Annotated in this window: 18 protein-coding genes and 1 pseudogene; 9 read left to right on the forward strand and 10 right to left on the reverse strand. The window is 73.7% G+C overall.

Features of this window, described 5'->3' with window-relative positions; all coding sequences use genetic code 11:
* Window positions 1–91 precede the first annotated feature (91 nt).
* From AB0D93_RS25550 to AB0D93_RS25560, 3 genes are all read left to right on the forward strand, one after another.
* On the forward strand, window positions 92–331 hold the full coding sequence (locus AB0D93_RS25550) for a hypothetical protein (protein ID WP_362123321.1): 240 nt from the start codon (window positions 92–94) through the stop codon (window positions 329–331).
* Window positions 332–334: 3 nt separating this feature from the next.
* Window positions 335–712: a toxin Doc gene (locus tag AB0D93_RS25555; RefSeq protein ID WP_362123324.1), complete on the forward strand. Its 378-nt coding sequence runs from the start codon at window positions 335–337 to the stop codon at window positions 710–712.
* A gap of 453 nt (window positions 713–1,165) precedes the next feature.
* Window positions 1,166–2,884, forward strand: coding sequence for an RICIN domain-containing protein (locus AB0D93_RS25560; RefSeq protein ID WP_362123327.1), 1,719 nt, complete (start codon window positions 1,166–1,168; stop codon window positions 2,882–2,884).
* A 30-nt stretch (window positions 2,885–2,914) separates the two neighbouring features.
* On the opposite strand, the gene AB0D93_RS25565 is transcribed toward AB0D93_RS25560, so the two are convergent.
* The 4 genes from AB0D93_RS25565 to AB0D93_RS25580 all read right to left on the reverse strand — a co-directional run bounded on the left by AB0D93_RS25565 (window position 2,915) and on the right by AB0D93_RS25580 (window position 6,718).
* A complete protein-coding gene (locus tag AB0D93_RS25565; protein WP_362123330.1) occupies window positions 2,915–3,610 on the reverse strand; it encodes an alpha/beta fold hydrolase in 696 nt (231 codons plus the stop codon).
* Window positions 3,611–3,736: 126 nt separating this feature from the next.
* Window positions 3,737–4,408 carry a cyclase family protein gene (locus tag AB0D93_RS25570; protein ID WP_362123332.1) on the reverse strand — a complete coding sequence of 224 codons (672 nt, stop codon included), beginning with the start codon at window positions 4,406–4,408 and terminating at the stop codon, window positions 3,737–3,739.
* Window positions 4,405–6,000, reverse strand: coding sequence for a cytosine permease (locus AB0D93_RS25575; RefSeq protein ID WP_362123335.1), 1,596 nt, complete (start codon window positions 5,998–6,000; stop codon window positions 4,405–4,407). The genes AB0D93_RS25570 and AB0D93_RS25575 overlap by 4 nt, the downstream gene beginning before the upstream one ends.
* 154 nt (window positions 6,001–6,154) lie before the next feature.
* Window positions 6,155–6,718: a hypothetical protein gene (locus AB0D93_RS25580; protein ID WP_362123338.1), complete on the reverse strand. Its 564-nt coding sequence runs from the start codon at window positions 6,716–6,718 to the stop codon at window positions 6,155–6,157.
* 335 nt (window positions 6,719–7,053) lie between these two features.
* On the opposite strand from AB0D93_RS25580, the gene AB0D93_RS25585 reads away from it, so the two are divergent.
* On the forward strand, window positions 7,054–7,485 hold the full coding sequence (locus AB0D93_RS25585) for a subtilase-type protease inhibitor (protein ID WP_362123341.1): 432 nt from the start codon (window positions 7,054–7,056) through the stop codon (window positions 7,483–7,485).
* 196 nt (window positions 7,486–7,681) lie between these two features.
* Here the strand turns inward: AB0D93_RS25585 and AB0D93_RS25590 are convergent, their stop codons facing one another.
* The 5 genes from AB0D93_RS25590 to AB0D93_RS25610 form a co-directional block, all read right to left on the reverse strand.
* A complete protein-coding gene (locus tag AB0D93_RS25590; protein ID WP_362123343.1) occupies window positions 7,682–7,891 on the reverse strand; it encodes a CDGSH iron-sulfur domain-containing protein in 210 nt (69 codons plus the stop codon).
* Entirely contained in the window at window positions 7,872–8,516 is a 645-nt protein-coding gene (locus tag AB0D93_RS25595; RefSeq protein WP_362123346.1) for a HemK2/MTQ2 family protein methyltransferase, read from the reverse strand. Before AB0D93_RS25595 ends, AB0D93_RS25590 begins: the two co-directional genes overlap by 20 nt.
* Window positions 8,517–8,546: 30 nt before the next feature.
* Window positions 8,547–9,560: an iron-containing redox enzyme family protein gene (locus AB0D93_RS25600; RefSeq protein WP_362123349.1), complete on the reverse strand. Its 1,014-nt coding sequence runs from the start codon at window positions 9,558–9,560 to the stop codon at window positions 8,547–8,549.
* 104 nt (window positions 9,561–9,664) lie between these two features.
* Window positions 9,665–9,844 (reverse strand): hypothetical protein, encoded by a 180-nt coding sequence (locus tag AB0D93_RS25605; RefSeq protein ID WP_362123352.1) that lies wholly within the window; start codon window positions 9,842–9,844, stop codon window positions 9,665–9,667.
* 497 nt (window positions 9,845–10,341) lie between these two features.
* Window positions 10,342–11,850, reverse strand: a complete 1,509-nt coding sequence (locus AB0D93_RS25610; RefSeq protein ID WP_362123355.1) for an MFS transporter — start codon at window positions 11,848–11,850, stop codon at window positions 10,342–10,344.
* 165 nt (window positions 11,851–12,015) lie between these two features.
* Between AB0D93_RS25610 and AB0D93_RS25615 the strand changes: the two genes are divergently transcribed.
* From AB0D93_RS25615 to AB0D93_RS25635, 5 genes are all read left to right on the forward strand, one after another.
* On the forward strand, window positions 12,016–12,336 hold the full coding sequence (locus AB0D93_RS25615; RefSeq protein ID WP_362123358.1) for a metalloregulator ArsR/SmtB family transcription factor: 321 nt from the start codon (window positions 12,016–12,018) through the stop codon (window positions 12,334–12,336).
* Window positions 12,337–12,363: 27 nt separating this feature from the next.
* Window positions 12,364–12,891 (forward strand): SRPBCC family protein, encoded by a 528-nt coding sequence (locus AB0D93_RS25620; RefSeq protein ID WP_362123361.1) that lies wholly within the window; start codon window positions 12,364–12,366, stop codon window positions 12,889–12,891.
* 880 nt (window positions 12,892–13,771) lie between these two features.
* A complete protein-coding gene (locus AB0D93_RS25625) occupies window positions 13,772–14,623 on the forward strand; it encodes an SDR family NAD(P)-dependent oxidoreductase (protein WP_362123364.1) in 852 nt (283 codons plus the stop codon).
* Between the two features lie 6 nt (window positions 14,624–14,629).
* Entirely contained in the window at window positions 14,630–15,550 is a 921-nt protein-coding gene (locus AB0D93_RS25630; RefSeq protein WP_362123367.1) for a DMT family transporter, read from the forward strand.
* Between the two features lie 42 nt (window positions 15,551–15,592).
* The gene (locus AB0D93_RS25635) at window positions 15,593–16,375 is read left to right on the forward strand and encodes a polysaccharide deacetylase family protein (RefSeq protein ID WP_362123370.1); all 783 of its coding nucleotides are present in this window, start codon (window positions 15,593–15,595) and stop codon (window positions 16,373–16,375) included.
* A gap of 245 nt (window positions 16,376–16,620) precedes the next feature.
* Here AB0D93_RS25635 and AB0D93_RS25640 read toward each other — a convergent pair.
* Window positions 16,621–17,093: pseudogene (locus tag AB0D93_RS25640) on the reverse strand (galactosyldiacylglycerol synthase); the annotation flags it as partial.

The following is a 17,093-nucleotide window of genomic DNA, read 5'->3' on the forward strand; positions in this document are numbered from 1 at the left end:
ACATGGCTCTGGGTCCCCGCAGGTACCGTGAACGAAGGTGCTTGACCTGGTGATATTTACGGGTAAGTACCCTCGCGGTACCGTGAGGGGTATGCCAGCTCTCAACGTGGAGTTCAGCGAACGGGAACTAGAGGACCTCCGGCAGATCGCCAAGGAACGCGGTACGTCGATGAAGGCCCTCGTGCGTGAGGCCGCCGCCGCCGACATCGCCCGGCACCGGGCGCTGCAGGAGGGCGCCGAGGCCTTCCGCGAGTTCTTCGCCGCGCACGCCGAGGAGTTCGCGGCGGCCTTCCCCGACGACGAGTCCCCCGCGAAGGACGAGGCCGCCTGACGCATGCCCTCCGTGATCCACATCGACGTCCCCTGGCTGCTCCAGCGCCACGAGGAGGTCCTGCCCGACCAGCCCGCGGTCGACGACTTCTCCGCGCTGGTCGCCGCCGTCGCCCGGCACCGGGTGGACCCGCCCCGGCTCGGCGTGGACTCCGACCCCGCCTGGCGGGCCGCCGCGCTGCTGCACACCCTCGCCGTGCTCAAGCCGCTGCCCGCGGCCAACGCCCGCTTCGCCTGCGCGACCGCCGTGGCCTACATGTTCGTCAGCGACGTCGGCATCGACCCGCCCTACGGTGCCCTCGTCGACCTCGCCCGCGATCTGATCTCCGGCAAGACCGACGTGTACGGCGCGGCCGACCGGCTGCGGTCCTGGCAGATCTGACCGGGCCTCGAGTCCGACCGGGCCTCGAAGGAGCCGCCCCGCCCCGGCCGGCGGGGGAAGCCGCCGGGGCCGCCGGCCGGGGCAGGGTGGGCGGGACCTTTCCGGAGAGGCCGGACCCAGTCCACTACCGGCCCGCACACCCCGGAAGCGTGCGCGTGCCCGCCGGTGTGTGCGCGTGCTTCACACGGGGCGCACGGAATGCGGAAAGCCCGTCCGCAGGAGAGGGCGGACGGCGGCCGCTTTCTGACTTTGCTTCAAAAGACCGGATGTTGTGCGGGTGCCTTGTTGCTCGTGTGGAAGTTGTGCAAGGGTTGAAACGCCCGTGCGGGGGGTAAAATCCGGGGTTCTTCCGGCGGTTTGCGGAACCTTCGACGGCCGAGCGCCGGCGAATTTCCCTCCCCGCGCGCCGCAGAGGTACGCATCTACGCAAGACGCACCAAAGGAATCCGCTCAGTGCCCACCCCCCACCCTCCTCGTCCTCCCTTTCCGCCGCCCGGCGGCGATACGGGGGAGTCCGACGAGTCCCTCGCCGGCCCGCTGCGGGCCGGCTCCGACGCGGAGGCCTCCCGGTCCGCGGCCCTGCTGATGGCCCGGCACTGGCAGCCCGCCCAGGACTACGCGGTCGTCTGCCTCGCCCTGTCCGGGCCGCTCGCCCACATGGTCACCGCCACCGCCTTCCACCAGGTCCTGGGACGGCTCGCGCTCGGCGAACCCGGCGAGGCGCTGCGTCCCCGGCTGCTCGTGGCGGTCCGGGACACGGTCGTCAACTGGTCCGGCACCGACCGGATCACCGCCGTACTGCCCGGACTCGGCAAACCGGCCGGCGGTCGCGGTATGCGCGCCGCGAAGACCCTGATACCGGAAAACCGGGCCCTCTCCGACCGCTCATTTCACGCCCTTCCCCGACTGGAGCAGGCGCTGCTGTGGCACATGGAGGTGGAGGCCGAGCCGATAACCGTGCCCGCGGGACTGCTCGGTGTGGACGTCGAGAGCGCGGCGGTCGCGCTGGAGCAGGCGCGTGAGAAATTCCGGGAGGGCCTGGTGCGCGCTCACCGGGAACTCGCGCCCGGCAAGGAATGCCGCTACTACAACCGCCTGTTGGACGTTCCGATCCGCCGGGGCGGCGCTCTGCTGCCCGACGTCCAGGAGCACCTTTCCGCCTGCACCTACTGCCGGCACGCCGCCGAGCAGCTGGGCCACGCCGACGCGGCGCCCGGCGTGCTGCTGGCCGAGGCCGTGCTCGGCTGGGGCGCCCGCCGCTACCTCGACTCGCGGCCCGGCCGCCGCCCGGGTGCCGCCCGGACCCGCGGTGGCTCCCGTCGCTCCGGCGGGCGCCGGCGCGGCGGCGACGGACCCGGCCTGCTCGCCCGTGCCACCCTGGCCGGCACCCGGCGGCGCGGCGACGGCGAGCCCCGGGCCCGGACCCCGGGGTCCCGCGGCCGGCGGCGCGGCGGCGAGCCCGGACCGCTCGCCCGTGTCCCCGGCACGGCCTGGAGTTCCCGGACGCTGCTCACCGGCGTCGGCGTGGCCTCGGCCGGACTGCTGGCGACCGTCCTCGCGATCAGCCTGTGGCCGGACAGCGGTGCCGGCACCGACCCGGTGGCCTCCACGAACGCCGTCCCCGGTACCGCCGCCGGCCAGTCGCCGCCCCCGTCGGCCTCCGGCCCCGGCGCCGCGGCCCTGCCCGCGGCCGGGCGTCCCACCCGGCTGCGCAACGCCGCGGCCGACCTGTGCCTGGACACCAAGGGCACACCGAAGGCCGGCGCGGGCGCGGTCCTCGCGGTCTGCTCCGCGTCGCCCACCCAGCAGTGGACGTACGACACCGACGGGCGCCTGCACAGCGCGGCCGACTCGGGACTGTGCCTGGACTCGCACGCCGACGCCGGAGTGGTGATCCTCGGCACCTGCGCCGACGCCGGCTCGAAGCGGGGCGACGACGTGCGTTACGACCTCACGGTGCAGGGCGAGTTGCTGCCCCGCTGGGACCGGACCCTCGCCCTCGCGACCTCCGGCACCGACCCGGATGCCGACCTCGTCGTCAAGGTCCGCGACCACTCGGCCGGGCAGCGCTGGGTGACCGACGCGACCTCGGCGAGCCCCGGCTCCCTGTCCATCGCCGGTACCGGCGGACCGGCCGCCCGCCCGGCGGTGGAACCGCAACGGCGCACCTAGGGCCAGGCCCCGGGGCCGCGGGCGGTGGCTTCAGGGGCGGGCGGCCGCCTCCTTGAGGAGACGGGCCAGCTCCCGGGGGGTGGAGAACATCGGCCAGTGGCCGGTGTTCAGTCCCACCAGCTCCCAGCGCCCGCCCCGCAACGCCTCGGTCACCGCGGGCAGAGGTTCGGGTCCGTCCAGGAGGCACTTGACGTACGTCGCCGGCAGTTCGGCCAACGGCCTTTTGAGCACGGCCGGTTCGGTGAGCGTGGCGGCCGGGTGCGGGGTGCCCTCGTCGATGAGACGGGCGATCTGCTCGTCCGTGAGGTCCTGGCCGGCGTAGGCCGCCGGCGGGAGGAGCGGCCAGACCCCGTCGTGCTCGGAGAGCGAGGCACGGATGTGGTCGCTGGGGAAGCCGTCGAGGAAGGACACCCCGTCCTCCGGCACGTTGGAGTCGACGAACACCACGCGGCGCAACCGGTCACCGATCCGCTCGGCCGCCTGCCCGACCGGCACGCCCGAGTAGCTGTGCCCCACGAGGACGACGTCCCGCAGCTCCCGCCGCTCGACCTCGTCGACGATGTCCTGGACGTGGGTCTGCTGTCCCGCGGGCACCGCCTTCTTCTCGGCCAGCCCGGACAGGGTGAGGGCGTGCACCTCGTGGCCGGCGGCGCGCAGGTCGGCCGCCACCTCGTCCCACGCCCACGCGCCCAGCCAGGCGCCCGCCACCAACACGAATTCGGTCATGGCCGTCAACGTACCGGATCGTCGTGCCAACTCCCCGTCAAAAGTGCGGAGTTGTCCATTCCGGCCACCGGTCCGCAGGTGCCCGGCAGGCGCGGGTCCGCCGTCGCGGGGCGGCCCGCGCGGCCGTCATCCGACCCGGGCGACCGCCCGTACCGGAGCACCGTCCGCTCCGGGGAGCCGGAGCGGGAAGAGGAACACCTCGATCGCCTCCGCGTCCACCAGCCGGTCGAGGCCGGAGAGGTTCTCGGCGATCACCCCGCCCGCACCGCACAGCACCCGGTGGGCAGGCAGACCGAGGTCCGCGTGAGGATCGCCGGGCCGGGGCGTCGGGTCCACGCTGAGCGCGTCCACCGCCACGGTGCGGCCACCGGCCTCCAGCACGCCCGCCGCGGCCTCGGGAGTCAGCCAGGGATGGTCGAGGTAGGCGTCGGTGCCCCAGTGCGCCGACCACCCGGTGACCAGCAGCAGCAACGCGCCGGGCGCCGCCGCGAGGGCGTCCAGCGCGGGGGCCAGCTGAGCCGGGGCGATCGGCGAGCGGGGCGCCAGTCCCCGGACGTCGGCCACGACCGCGGGTCCGGCGAACCGGTCCAGGGGCAGCTCGTCCAGCCGGGGCCAGGCGTCGTCGACGTGGTACGGCGCGTCCACATGGGTGCCGGACTGCGAACCCAGGTGCAGCGCCAGGACGTTGACGCCGTCCGCCTGCGCGCTCAGGGCCGGCCCGACCGTGACCTCCGGGTCACCGGGGTACACGGGCATCCCGGTGACCACGGGCACCGACAGGTCGAGCCAGCCGCTCATCGGCCCGCCTCGGCCGTGAGCGCGGCCGGCGTGTCGCCCGCCGGAGCTCCGGGACCGGTGATCGGCGGCACCGGCGCCTCGACGGTACGCGCCAGACGCGCGCCCTCGGGCCCGTAGGCCGCCCGGGGCTCGGGGAACAGCCGCAGCAGCGCCAGGAAGAGGATCGCGGCCACCGCGAGCGAGAGCGGCAGGCTGATGTCGACGCCGTTGGCCAGGTTCCCCAGGGGGCCGACGAACTGACCCGGGATGTTGGTGAACAGCACGCCGATCACCGCCGAGACCCACCAGGCCGTCATCCCACGCCAGTTCCAGCCGTGCGCGAACCAGTAACGGCCGCCCCGCTGGCGGCGGTTGAAGACCTGCAGGGCGTCGGGGTCGTACCAGCCGCGCCGGGTGTAGAAGCCGAGCATCATCACGACCATCCACGGCGTGGTGCAGGTGATGATCATCGTGGCGAAGGTGGAGATCGACTGCACCAGGTCGAGGCCGAAGCGGCCGACGAAGATGAATGCGATGGACAACACGCCGACCAGGAACGTCGCCTGCACCCGCGACAGCTTCGGGAACACCGAGGAGAAGTCCAGGCCGGTGCCGTACAGCGAGGTGGTGCCCGTCGACATGCCGCCGATCAGGGCGAGCAGACACACCGGCAGGAAGAACCAGCTCGGCGAGATCGCCAGCAGCCCGCCCACGAAGTCCGGCGCGGCCGGGTCGACGTACTTCGGCGCCTTGGTCGCGATGATGCTCGCGGTCGCCAGGCCGAAGACGAACGGCAGCAGGGTCGCGATCTGGGAGAGGAACGCGGCGCCGACCACCTTGCGGCGCGGGGTGTTCGCCGGGATGTAGCGCGACCAGTCGCCGAGGAACGCGCCGAACGACACCGGGTTGGACAGCACGATCAGGGCCGCGCCGATGAACGACGGCCAGAACATCGACTGCGTCGCCGCGTTCGCCGAGGGCGTGAAGACACCGGCGTACGACGGGTCGAAGTCACCGGCGAAGGCGATCGCGCCGAGCAGGAACAGCACGGTCGCCGAGGCCACCGCGATCTTGTTGACGAACAGCATGAACCGGAAGCCGTAGACGCACACCGCGAGGACCAGCCCGGCGAAGAGGGCGTACGCCACCACGTACGACGGTGTGCTGCGCTCCAGGCCGAACAGCCGGTGCGCGCCGCCGACCAGGGCGTCGCCCGAACTCCACACCGAGATGGAGAAGAAGGCGACGGCCGTCAGCAGCGACAGGAACGAGCCGACCACGCGGCCGTGCACGCCGAGGTGGGCGGAGGACGAGACCGCGTTGTTGGTGCCGTTGACCGGGCCGAACACGGCCATCGGACAAAGGATCAGCGCGCCCGCGACGACACCGAGGACGGTGGCCGCGAGCCCTTGCCGGAAGGAGAGCCCGAACAGGATCGGGAACGCGCCGAGCACACACGTGGAGAAGGTGTTGGCACCGCCGAAGGCGACCCGGAAGAGGTCCAGCGGGGTCGCGGTGCGGTCCGCGTCGGGGATGCGCTCGACGCCGTAGGGCTCGACCTCGGTGAGGGAGGGCGGCGGCGCGGTGGGGGAGTCGGGGGACTGAGGGGTCACGGAGGGCTCCGGCGAGGTCGCGGCGATGGAGCGCTTGGTCGCGCGGGGTGGCGGACGACCGTGGGGCCGCAGGGGTGTTGCGGCGCCGGCAGGGGTCGTCCGGAGCGGTGTGCCGACCGTAAGGTCCCGGTGGAGGCCCCTGCCAGAGGATGAATCATCCATCTTCGCCGTCGTCGGTGGAGGAATCGGCCACCTCCTCCGCGTCGGGCCCCTGCGCCCGTACCCGCTGGACGTGTTCCAGTGACTCGCGCAGTTCGGTCAGCCAGTCCTCGGTGTGGCGCTGGACCAGACGCACGCACCAGGCGAGGGCGTCACTGCGGCTGCGGGCCACACCCCCCGCGATGAGGGTGTCCAGGACCTGACGCTCCGGCTGGCGCAGCCGGGTCATCACCGGCGCGGCCACATGGGTGAACAGCGCGCGCTCCGGGCCGCACACCGCGCCCCAGGAGACCTTGCGGCGGAACAGGTGCTCGGCCTCGCGGGCGACCTCCATCCGGTTCTCCCGGGTCCGCTCCCGGAACTCCTGGATCCGGGCGCGCAGGGCGGCCGCCCGCTCGGCGTCCGGGGCTCCCCCGGCGAGCCGGGGCTCGGGGATGCGGCCGATCACGGTGATCTCCTCGCGGTCGGCGGTCACCTCGACCAGTTCCTCGAAGAGATCGTCGGGCAGCCGGCCGGCGAACCAGCCGCGCAGCTTCTCCGTCTGCTCAGTTGTAATCATGTAATCAGGCTTACGCGCCTGCCTTCATGAACGCAAGGAGTCGTGAAGGGGTCGTGAAAGGGTTCACTCGGAGCGGAGCCGGAATGTTTCAGGCCTATTAACGAGGCAGTGATTTTCGGCCATGTGACCGCTTTCCGAGATCAAGAACCGCTCAGTTGGGCGGTTGTCGTGTTCGATTTCCGTGACTTCACGCCACTGCTTCAATACGCAAGGTTACTGAAACCCATGGGTTCGATGTGTGTTTCCGCCGCGGACTCGGCAGAGTGGCGCTCGCCGCTCCGGCGCCGACCGGGCCGGAGCGGGCACCCGTCTAACCGAGCGGAAGGATGCACACAATGCGGAACACCGCGCGCTGGGCAGCGGCTCTCGGCCTCACGGCCGCTGCCGTTTGCGGACCCCTGACCGGGGCCGCCGTCGCTGCACCGGGCGCCGCCCCGTCGTCGCTCTACGCCCCCTCGGCGCTGGTGCTGACCACCGGCCACGGCAGCGACGCGGCCACGGCGACCCCGGAGCGCGCCGTCACCCTCAACTGCGCCCCCTCGGCTTCCGGCACCCACCCGGCCGCGGCCCAGGCCTGCGCCGAACTGCGCGGCACGGGCGGCGACTTCAACGCCCTGAAGCCCGGCGACGTGTGGTGCAACAAGCTGTACGACCCGGTCGTCGTCACCGTCCAGGGGGTCTGGCAGGGCAAGCGCGTCTCCTATGAGCGCACCTTCGGCAACACGTGCATGCGGGACTCCGTGGGCGGCGGCGTCTTCGCCTTCTAGACCGGGATCGCAAGGAACCCCGCACACGCCGGAACAGGTCCGCAACCGGGGAGTGCGGCCCCTGGAGCGGGGTACCTGCGATCTCGCACCGGAGCCGACGGGCGGAGTGGGGCCGCCCGCCGGCCTCCGGGCACACAGCCGCTCCCCGGGTAGGCCCGTGGGGGGCCTCCCGGGGAGCGGCGAAAAACAACCGGTTTCAACCGGTGTTCTTGACCTTGCGCCGGTGACTCGTGTCGCACCACGGATAGCGGCCACTGCGCCGGCAGGTGCACAGGGCGACACGGAAACGGTCCGAGGAGACCGTGGTGCCGTCCTCCAACTCCACCTCCACCGGCCCCTCGACCAGCAACGGCCCCTGCCGCTGGACGGTGATCCGACGGGCTCGGTCAGCGCGTTCGTTCGGCACGGACCACCACCAACTCCTCGCCCTGTGCGTCCGGTGCGAGCAGCCCGCGCCGGCGCAGCCAGTCCTCCCGCGAGCGCAGCACCGGGCCCAGGGGGATCCGGCGGCGCCGCACCACCGTCGCCGTCAGGTGGGCGGCGTGCAGCAGTCGCAGGGTGCGGTCGGGATCGCTGAGCGCGGAGTGCACGATCAGCAGCACACCGCCGGGGCGCAGCAACGCGGGCGCGTCCCGGCAGATCCGGTCCAGCAGCAGCCTCCCGTCCCGGCCCGCGTCCCAGGCCCGGGAGCGGCCGCGCGGCCCGCGGCCGGCATCGGGTGCGGGGACGTACGGCGGGTTCGCGAGGATCAGGTCGTACGTGCGGTCCCGGACCGGTGCGAAGAGGTTGCCGCGCCGGATCCGTACCGGCAGCCGGGTCAGCCAGGCGTTCATCCGGGCCGTCCAGACCGCCGGCCGGGACACGTCCACCGCGGTCACCTCGGCCCCGTGCCGGGCCGCCTCCAGGGCCAGTGCCCCGCTGCCGGTGCCGACGTCGAGGACCCGGTCACCGGGTACCGGAGCCTCTTCGCGGAGTGACTCCGCCAGCAACTCCGTATCGTCCTGCGGGGCGTACACACCCGGAAGCACCATAGCGATCACCTCACGCGAGTACCCCGGCATTCAGGATGTATGGGACATTTCCTCTGTCAGGGGGCGGCGCAGGGAGGAGCGCCCGGCGCGCCAGTCGGCGAGCAGCCGCCGCGCCAGCCGGTCCTCCAGGTACTCGGTCGCGTCGATCCCGAAGGTCACGTCCGCCGCGAGTTCCGGCTCCTCGGCGAGCAGCCCGCCGATCACCTCGTGGCGGACGACCTGTTCGTGGACCGCGTCGGCCTCGACGTGCTCGTCGTAGAAGAACTCCGCGGCGGGCCCGGCGCGCGTACGGCGCATGGCCTCGGCGAGCCGGCGGGAGCCCGGCGAGGAAGTGATCTCCACCTCGGCGAAATGGCCCACCAGCGCGCCGCGCAGCTCGCGGTGCAGGCCGAACAGGGACATCAGGTTGACGACGGCCAGCATCTCCGCGTGGGCCGCGTCCACATAGCGGCCGTAGGCGGTGTCGAGGCCGAGGTCCGCCATCAGCGCGGCGAACAGACGCGCGTGGACCCGCTCGGCCCGGCCGCCGCCGAACTCGTCGAACTCCACCGCCGCCATCCCCGCCTTGGCCCGGCCCCACAGCCGGGGCAGCACCCAGGCGTGCGGGTCGGCCTCCTTCAGGTGGTAGAGGGAGCGCTGAGCGGCGTACTCGCGCAGCTGCCACAACTCGCCCTCGGCACACAGGAAATGGGTGACCCCGTCGCCCTCGGCCGGTTCCACCAGCAGCGCGCCCAGCGCTTCGTCGAGACTGTCGTGGCCCGGCGTGTCGGCGCGCAGCGCGGACAGGAAGCGGCGCTCCAGCGCGGCACGGACACGCAGCAGGTCGGGGTCCCACTCGGACTCCGGGGCGACGCCCGCGAAGCCCCGGTAGTGCAGCTCGTAGCAGAGGTACAGGGCGAGGTGCGCGTCGTCGCCGTACGGGTCCGCCGCCCCGGCCTCGGCCGGTTGGGGGAGGGGGCCCGAGCCGCGCAGGTACGCGGTGACTGCTGCGGAGAGGCCGCCCCGGGGCGGAGGCATCCGGGGTCCGCACTCGTGACTGTCCATGAGGCCCGGGTACCCCGCCCCCGAGAGGGCACGGCGCTTCTGCCGAGGGGAGGCGCGGCGGTCACCGCATCCCGTGAAGGCGCGGTGGTCCCCGTCCGGTCCCCTCAGTCCCCTTCCGCCTGCTCCTGCGCTCCGGTGTTCGGCGTGACGGCGTCCCCGGCCTCGCCGCCGTCGTCGGTCTTGTCCTCGTCGCGCTTCTCTGCCTCCTCGACCTCCCGGAGCACTTCCTCCAGGGCGGTGTCGAACTGTTCCTTGCGGTCCTTCTCGTCTTCCTCGCCGGACATGGCCTCTCCTTCCGCGTCCGTGCCCCTGATCAGCTGAGTTACCCGCCGACGCCGTCTCAAGCGCCCGGCGCCGGGCCGCGAGGCCGGCGCCGGCCGCCGGTGGTGCACGTATGCCGCGCCGAACCGGCGCACCGGCCCCGGCTACGCGTGGCAGCGGACGGATGCCCAGGTCAGTACCCAGGCACCGGCCGCATGGCCGACGAGCACCGGCCGGGCGGGCAGCAGGCCCTGCCCGGTGCGTAACGGCGACGACCACGACGTGGACCGGATTGCGAACGTACCGGTCCGGGCCGCCCACCACCAGCCGGGCTGGCGGGGTGTCGGGTGCGGGTACCGAGCCCGTCTCGGGCGCCGTACGACCGCGCCGCCCGGGGCGAGCACGAGGGGCGGGGCGCTGCCGAGTGCCGCCGGTGCCTTGCGCACACTCCCACCATGACAGGGCGAGGGGCCGCCGTCTCCCTGCCGACGGCGGCCCCCCGGGCTCGGTGGTGCGGATGTCACATGTGCACGACCTGTGTGGCCCCGGCGTCCTGCCGCGGAACACCGCGCCGGTAGAGCAGGAAGGCGAGCACCGTGCCCGCGGCGAAGAAGCCCGCGGACCACCAGAACGCGGTCGTGTAGCTCTCGATCGTCGCCTGCGCCCGCACCAGCTTGCTGGTGGCGTCCCGTCCGGAGAGGTAGTCGGTGGCGGCGCTCGCGGCGAGGGTGTTCAGCAGGGCCGTGCCGATCGAACCGCCCACCTGCTGCATGGCGTTGACGGTCGCGGAGGCCACGCCCGCGTCCTCGGCCGCGACCCCGCCGGTGGCCAGCTGCATGGCCGGCGGCATCACCATGCCGAGGCCCACGCCGATCACGATCAGCTGGGGCAGCACCGCGCTCAGGTAGTGCGAGCCGAGACCGATGCCGGTGAGCCAGGCCATGCCGGCCGTGGCGATGGCGAAGCCGAGCGGGATGACGGCCTTCGGGCCGAGACGGGGCACCAGGACCGTGGTGCCCGCCTGCGCGGTCACCATCAGCGCGCCGACCATCGGCAGGAACGCCACACCGGTCCTGGTGGGGCTGAACCCGAGGTTGAGCTGGAGGTAGTAGGTCAGGAAGAGGAACACGCCGAACATGCCCGCGCCGGTGATCAGCACCGCGAGGAAGGACGCCGCGCGGTTGCGGTCGAGCAGGATGCGCAGCGGCAGCAGCGGGTGCGCGGCCCTGGTCTGCCACCAGGCGAAGGCCACCAGCAGCACACCGCCCGCGGTCAGGAAGCCCCAGGTCAGCGGCGAACCCCAGTCGTGGGTCTCGGCGTTGGAGAAGCCGTAGACCAGGGAGAAGAGACCGGCGGCCACGAGCACCGTGCCCGGCACGTCCAGCTTGGCGTTCTCCGCGTCGCGGTGGTTGCCGAGCAGGATCCAGCCGCCCGCGAAGGCGACGACCGCGATGGCCACGTTCACGTACAGGGTCCAGCGCCAGTCCAGCGCGTCGGTCAGCACGCCGCCGAGCAGCAGGCCCACGGCGCCGCCGGCGCCGGCGATCGCGCCGTACACGCTGAAGGCGCGGGCCCGTTCCCTGGCGTCGGTGAACGTGGTGTTCAGCAGCGACAGGGCGGCGGGCGCGAGGAGTGCGCCGAAGGCGCCCTGCAGGGCCCGGGCGGCCACCAGCATGGTGAGGCCGTTCGCGGCGCCGCCCAGCGCGGAGGCCGCGGCGAAGCCGACGACGCCGACGAGGAAGGCCGGCTTGCGCCCGAACAGGTCGGCGATCCGTCCACCAAGCAGCAGCAGGGAGGCGAAGGCGAGGGCGTACGCCGTCACGATCCACTGCCGGTTGCCGTCGGAGAAGCCGAGGTCGGTCTGCGCGGAGGGCAGGGCGATGTTCACGATCGTGGCGTCGAGGACGACCATCAGCTGGGCGATGGCGATGACCGCGAGGATCCACCACCGCTTCGGTGAGGCCGCCCCGCCGTGCTCGATCGCACCGGCTCCCGCTCGGGAGCTTTCGGCGAGGGTCTTCTGGGACATGGGGAACCACTCCAGGGCAAGTCGTTCGGTGCGCAGGTAGGCAGACAGCTCGTAAACGAAACTGTTTCGTACACATCGAGCGTACGACACGCTTAGCGAAACGGCAACGTTTCCCTTCCTTGCATTCCTTGACTGGCATATAACCCGTGAGGCATATTGAGGCTCGTGTCCGACGCCGCCCTCTGGTCCGCACTCGCCGACCCGCACCGCCGGGCCATCGTCGCCCTCCTGCTGGAACGCCCCCGTTCCGTCGGGGAGATCGTCGAAGCCTGCGGACTGAGCCAGCCGAGCACCTCCAAGCATCTGAAGGTGCTCCGCGAGGCGGGCCTGGTCCGGGTCAGACAGGACGCGCAGCGCCGCGTCTACGCCCTGGACCCGGCACCTATCGCCGCCCTCGACGCCTGGCTGGAGCCCTACCGCAGGCTGTGGAACAGCCGACTGGACGCCCTGGGCCGGCGTCTCGACGAGACCTCGGACGACACCTGACCCCCCACAGCGAAGGACTGAAGCACCATGCCCGTCGACCTCACCGGCACCTATCTGACCCTGGACGACGGCCGCCCCGCCGTCCGGTTCAGCCGCACCTACGACCACCCGGTGGACCGCGTCTGGCGGTTCGTCACCGATCCCGGCGAACTGGCGCAGTGGTTCCCCTCCCGCGCCGAGATGGAGCTGCGCCCCGGCGGCACCATCCGCTTCAGCGGCGACCCGAACATGCCCGAGTCCACCGGCCGCGTGCTCGCCGTCGACCCGCCCCGGCACCTGTCCTTCGAGTGGGGCGGCGACGAACTCCGCTTCGACCTGGAGGCCGTCGGGGAACGCCGCACACGCTTCACCCTCACCAACGTCCTCGGCGAGGCCGACACCGCAGCCCGTAACGGCGCCGGCTGGGAGGTCTGCCTCGCCGCACTCGACGCCACGGCACGCGGCGAGCGCTTCGAGGGCCCGCACGCCGGGGCCGGCGCGCCCTGGAAGGACTTCTACGACGCCTACCTCGGCGCCGGTGTGCCCTCCGGCGCACCGGTGCCCGGCCTGGACTGACCCGCCGCGCCGGTCAGCTCACGCAGACCGGGTCCAGGGCCCCGGACGGCGCGTCGGGCCCGCTCCGGGATTGGTGCGCCTGGACGACCGTCCGGGCGCACCGGAAACACGGAGCCCCCGCGTGCGGTCCCCAGGGTGTCCCTGAACGCCGGTGACGGCAGGAGGACAGGGCGCCCCCGTCCGGCAGCGCCCCGCAGCCGATCGGCCGGCCAGGATCGTCCAGGTGGGTGAGCAGCTCGTCCGGGGCGCGTCGATGTAGGCGAGCGTGCGTGGCGATGTCCGCAGCCGGCCCATGGCGGCCGGGGCCGCCGCACGCACCGGTCGCCGCCCGGCCCGGCCCGCGTGTCCGGCTGGTACCGGGACGGCCGAACCGCCTCCTGTGCGCGTTCCGCGCTGCCCCCGCGCCGGTGGACTACGGGCGGGTGTGCGGCAGGACTGGTCGCGTCCGCGCAGCGGCTCGTGCAGGCCGCCGTGGTCCGGAGGCCCGCTCGACCGGATCCGGATGGCGACGGCCCCGCCGTACGGCGGCCGGTCGACGAGCCCGCAGCCGCAGCCAGCCGCGCGGTGGCCGGTCGACGAGTCCGTCCGGACCCAGCCGCGCGGTGCGAGGACCGAGGCCCCCCTTCTCCGGCCAGGTGCCCCGGCGTACGGTCGGAGGACCAGAGGAACGGCCTCACGGATCCGGCCTCTTCCGGCCCCGCGCTCCATGGTCGTACCGGACGCACCACACGGCGACCGGACCCCCTCCGTTCACCTGTACCGGGCGTCCGGCCGGGCTCCGCCGTGCGCGGTGTTTCAGTGTGTGGCGCCCTGGATACACCGCGAAGGTTCGGCCCCGGAGTTCGCGAGCCCGTGCACACGTCGCAGTGAGGTCGTCATCATGTCCCACGCCCCGCCCCCCGCAGGACCGTCGAACCGCCCCGGGCCGGTCACGACCTCTGCCCCGGAGGCGGGCGCCGCCCCGCTGTCCGCCGGCGACCGGGCCGGCCGGGGCACCGCCCTGGTGACGGGTGCCTCCTCGGGCATCGGCGCCGCCGTCGCCCGCCGGCTGGCCGACGAGGGTGGCTGGCGGCTGGTGCTCAACGGGCGCGACGCCACCCGCCTGGAGCAGTTGGCCGCGCGCTTCGACGCCCTGGCCGCGCCGGCCGACCTGACCCGGCCGGGTGCCGACCGTCTGCTCACCGACCTCGTCCTGGACCACACCGGCCGTCTCGACCTGCTGGTGGCGAGCGCCGGGGTGGGCTGGGCCGGGGACTTCACCGCCATGCCACCGGCGCGCATCGACGAGATCGTCGGCGTCGACCTGCTGGCCACCCTGCACCTCGTACGCGCCCTGCTGCCCCACATGGTCGCGGCCGGTTCGGGACACATCGTGCTCATCGGGTCCGTCGCGGGGAGCGTCGGGGTGCGCGGTGAGGCCGTGTACTCCGCCGCGAAGGCCGCCCTCGCCGCCTTCGCCGACGCGCTGCGCTACGAACTGCGCCGCACCGGGGTGGGCGTCACCCATGTGATCCCCGGCGCGGTCGACACGCCCTTCTTCGAGCGGCGGGGCGCCCCCTACACCCGGACGTGGCCGCGGCCGGTGCCGGCCGAACGGGTGGCGGACGCCGTCTGGAGCGCCGTCCAGCACGGCAAGGACGAGGTGTACGTCCCCGGCTGGCTGCGCTGTCCCGCCCGGGTGCGGGGCGTCGCTCCCGGGCTCTACCGGTGGCTCGCCGCCCGCCTCGGGTGAACCGTCATGACCGCCGTCACGGTGCTGCTCGCCCTGCTCGCGGCTCTGTCCAACGCGTCCGCGTCGGTGCTGCAGCGCCGGGCCAACGTGCAGGAACCCGACGAGGGCACCGGGGCGCGGGCCGCCCTGCGCCGGCTCACGCATCTGCTGCGGCACCCGAACTGGCTGGCCGGCAGCGGGCTGCTGGCGCTCTCCAGCGTGTTGCAGGGCGCGGCACTGGCCACGGGCAGCCTGTCCCTCGTCCAGCCCCTGCTCGCCGCCGAGCTGCTGTTCACCCTGGTCGTGGGCAGTCTCGTCTTCCGGCGGGCCCCGGACCGCCGGACCTGGCTGGCGTTCGCCGCCCTCGCGGTGGGGCTGGCCCTCTTCCTCGTGGCGGCGTCGCCGTCCGCCGGCCGGCCCACGGCGTCGCCCGGGTCCTGGCTGGTGGGAGGCGGCGGGGCGCTCGGTGCCGTGGCGCTGCTGGTGGCGCTCGCGCGTCCGACCAAGGGCGCCACCCGGGCCGCGCTGCTCGGCCTCGCCTCGGCCATGTGCTTCGCGACCACCGCCGCCCTGCTCAAGGAGGCCGTGGGGTGGCTCGATCAGGGGCCGGGCGCGATGTTCGCCCACTGGTCGCTGTACGCCACCGGCGCCGTCGGGATCGTCGCCTTCCTGCTGCTGCAGAGCGCGCTGGCCGCCGGTTCCCTGACGGCGTCGCAGCCGGCCCTCACCCTCGGCGACGCGATCACCAGCGTGGTCCTCGGCTGGGCGCTGTTCGACGAGGTGATCCAGCTGGGGCTGCGCGTGATCCCGGAGGTGATCGGCATCTTGCTGATCGGAATCGGCAGTCTGGGGCTCGGCCACGCCTCGGCCGAGGGGCAGGAGTGGGACGCGCACGTGCGGGACCACCCGGACCACGGGACACGCCACCCGCACGGAGTACGCCGTTAGTACGTCACCGTGGGACATCACTACCAGGAAGGCGGTTCAGCGATGGTTCCGACGCCCGGCCGTGCCCGTGCCCGTGCTTGGCGGAGGGCGGCCCTCCTGCTGCCGGCCGGTGTCGCGGCCGCACACATCGGACCGGCGGCCACCTGGCTTCCGGGCGTGCGGCTGCTGCTGTTTCCGCAGCTGTCCGGCGCCGGCCGCCGCCGGCACATCGCGCTGACCTTCGACGACGGCCCCGACCCGGCCTCGACCCCGTGCTTCCTGGACGCGCTGGAGGGGCTCGGGGTGCGGGCGACCTTCTTCGTGCTCGGCGAGCACGTGGTACGTCATCCCGAGCTGGTCCGGGAGACCGCGCGGCGGGGGCACGAACTCGCCGTGCACGGCTGGACGCACGACCGCCCCTGGCGTCCCGCCCCGGCCCGCGACGCCGAGGAGGTCGCCCGGACCGTCCGTGCGGTGCACGACATCTCCGGCCACCGGCCGCAGTGGTACCGCCCGCCGTACGGCATCCTCACCTCCGGACGCTGGCTGGCGGCACGGCGGGCCGGCCTCCGGCCGGTGCTGTGGTCGGCCTGGGGCAAGGACTGGACGGCCGACGCCACCCCGGCTTCCGTGCGGGCCCTGGTCGCGGCGGATCTGCGCGGCGGGGGTACCGTCCTGCTGCACGACTCGGACCGTGTCGCGGCCCCGGGCTGCTGGCGCTCGGCCCTCGGCGCGCTGCCGGCCCTCGTGCAGGGCTGCACCGAGGCCGGCCTGGCGGTCGGCCCGCTCCGCGACCACGGCCCGGCGGGACCAACCCCCACACCCACTGCACCGGCCCACCGATGACCGGCGGTCAACACGTCGGCCACGACCGCCGGCCACGCCCTCGGCGCAGCGGGCCCCCGGTCGTCCTGGTCTCGCCGCGCGGGACGGGGCCGGAGCTCGCGGGTCTTGGGGGCGTCGTGTCCGAGCACCGCGGTGTGCGTCGGGGACGCGCCGGGCGCAGGGGGCCTGCGGGTGTTGCTGCCGTATCGCCCGGGGTTTCGCCGCACGGGGTGGCGTCGGAGAGCGCACGCCTGGGTGGCGCCGCGTCACAGTCCCGCCACGTGGGCCATCGGATCGCCCCGGAACAGGGCCCGGCCCCGGGCCACGCGTTCGGGCCGCTCCGGGCCGTCCTCCGTGAGTCCGGCGAGGGCCGACAGCAACGCGGGGCCGTTCGGGGCCAGTTCCGACACGCCGAGGTCGGACATCCGGCGGACACCGTCCACCCCGTGGCCGGGCAGCGGGCGGTAGCCGATCACGGGCAGTCCGGCGGCCAGGGCCTGTACGGCGGTCTGGCCGGCGGCGTTGTCCACCAGGGCGTACGCGGCGGCCAGCAGCCCCGGCATGTCGTCCACCCAGTCCAGGGCGAGCACCCCGGGCACCCGCGCCACCCGGGCCCGCAGCCGCGGGTTGCGCCCGCACAGGACGACCGGCAGATAGCCGGCACCCGCCAGCAGCCGGGCGGTGCCGTCCGGCCGGGAGGCCGCGCCCCAGGCGCCCGCGGACAGCAGGACCGCCGGCC

The sequence above is a fragment of the Streptomyces sp. NPDC048191 genome, assembly GCF_040652655.1.
GTDB lineage: Bacteria > Actinomycetota > Actinomycetes > Streptomycetales > Streptomycetaceae > Streptomyces.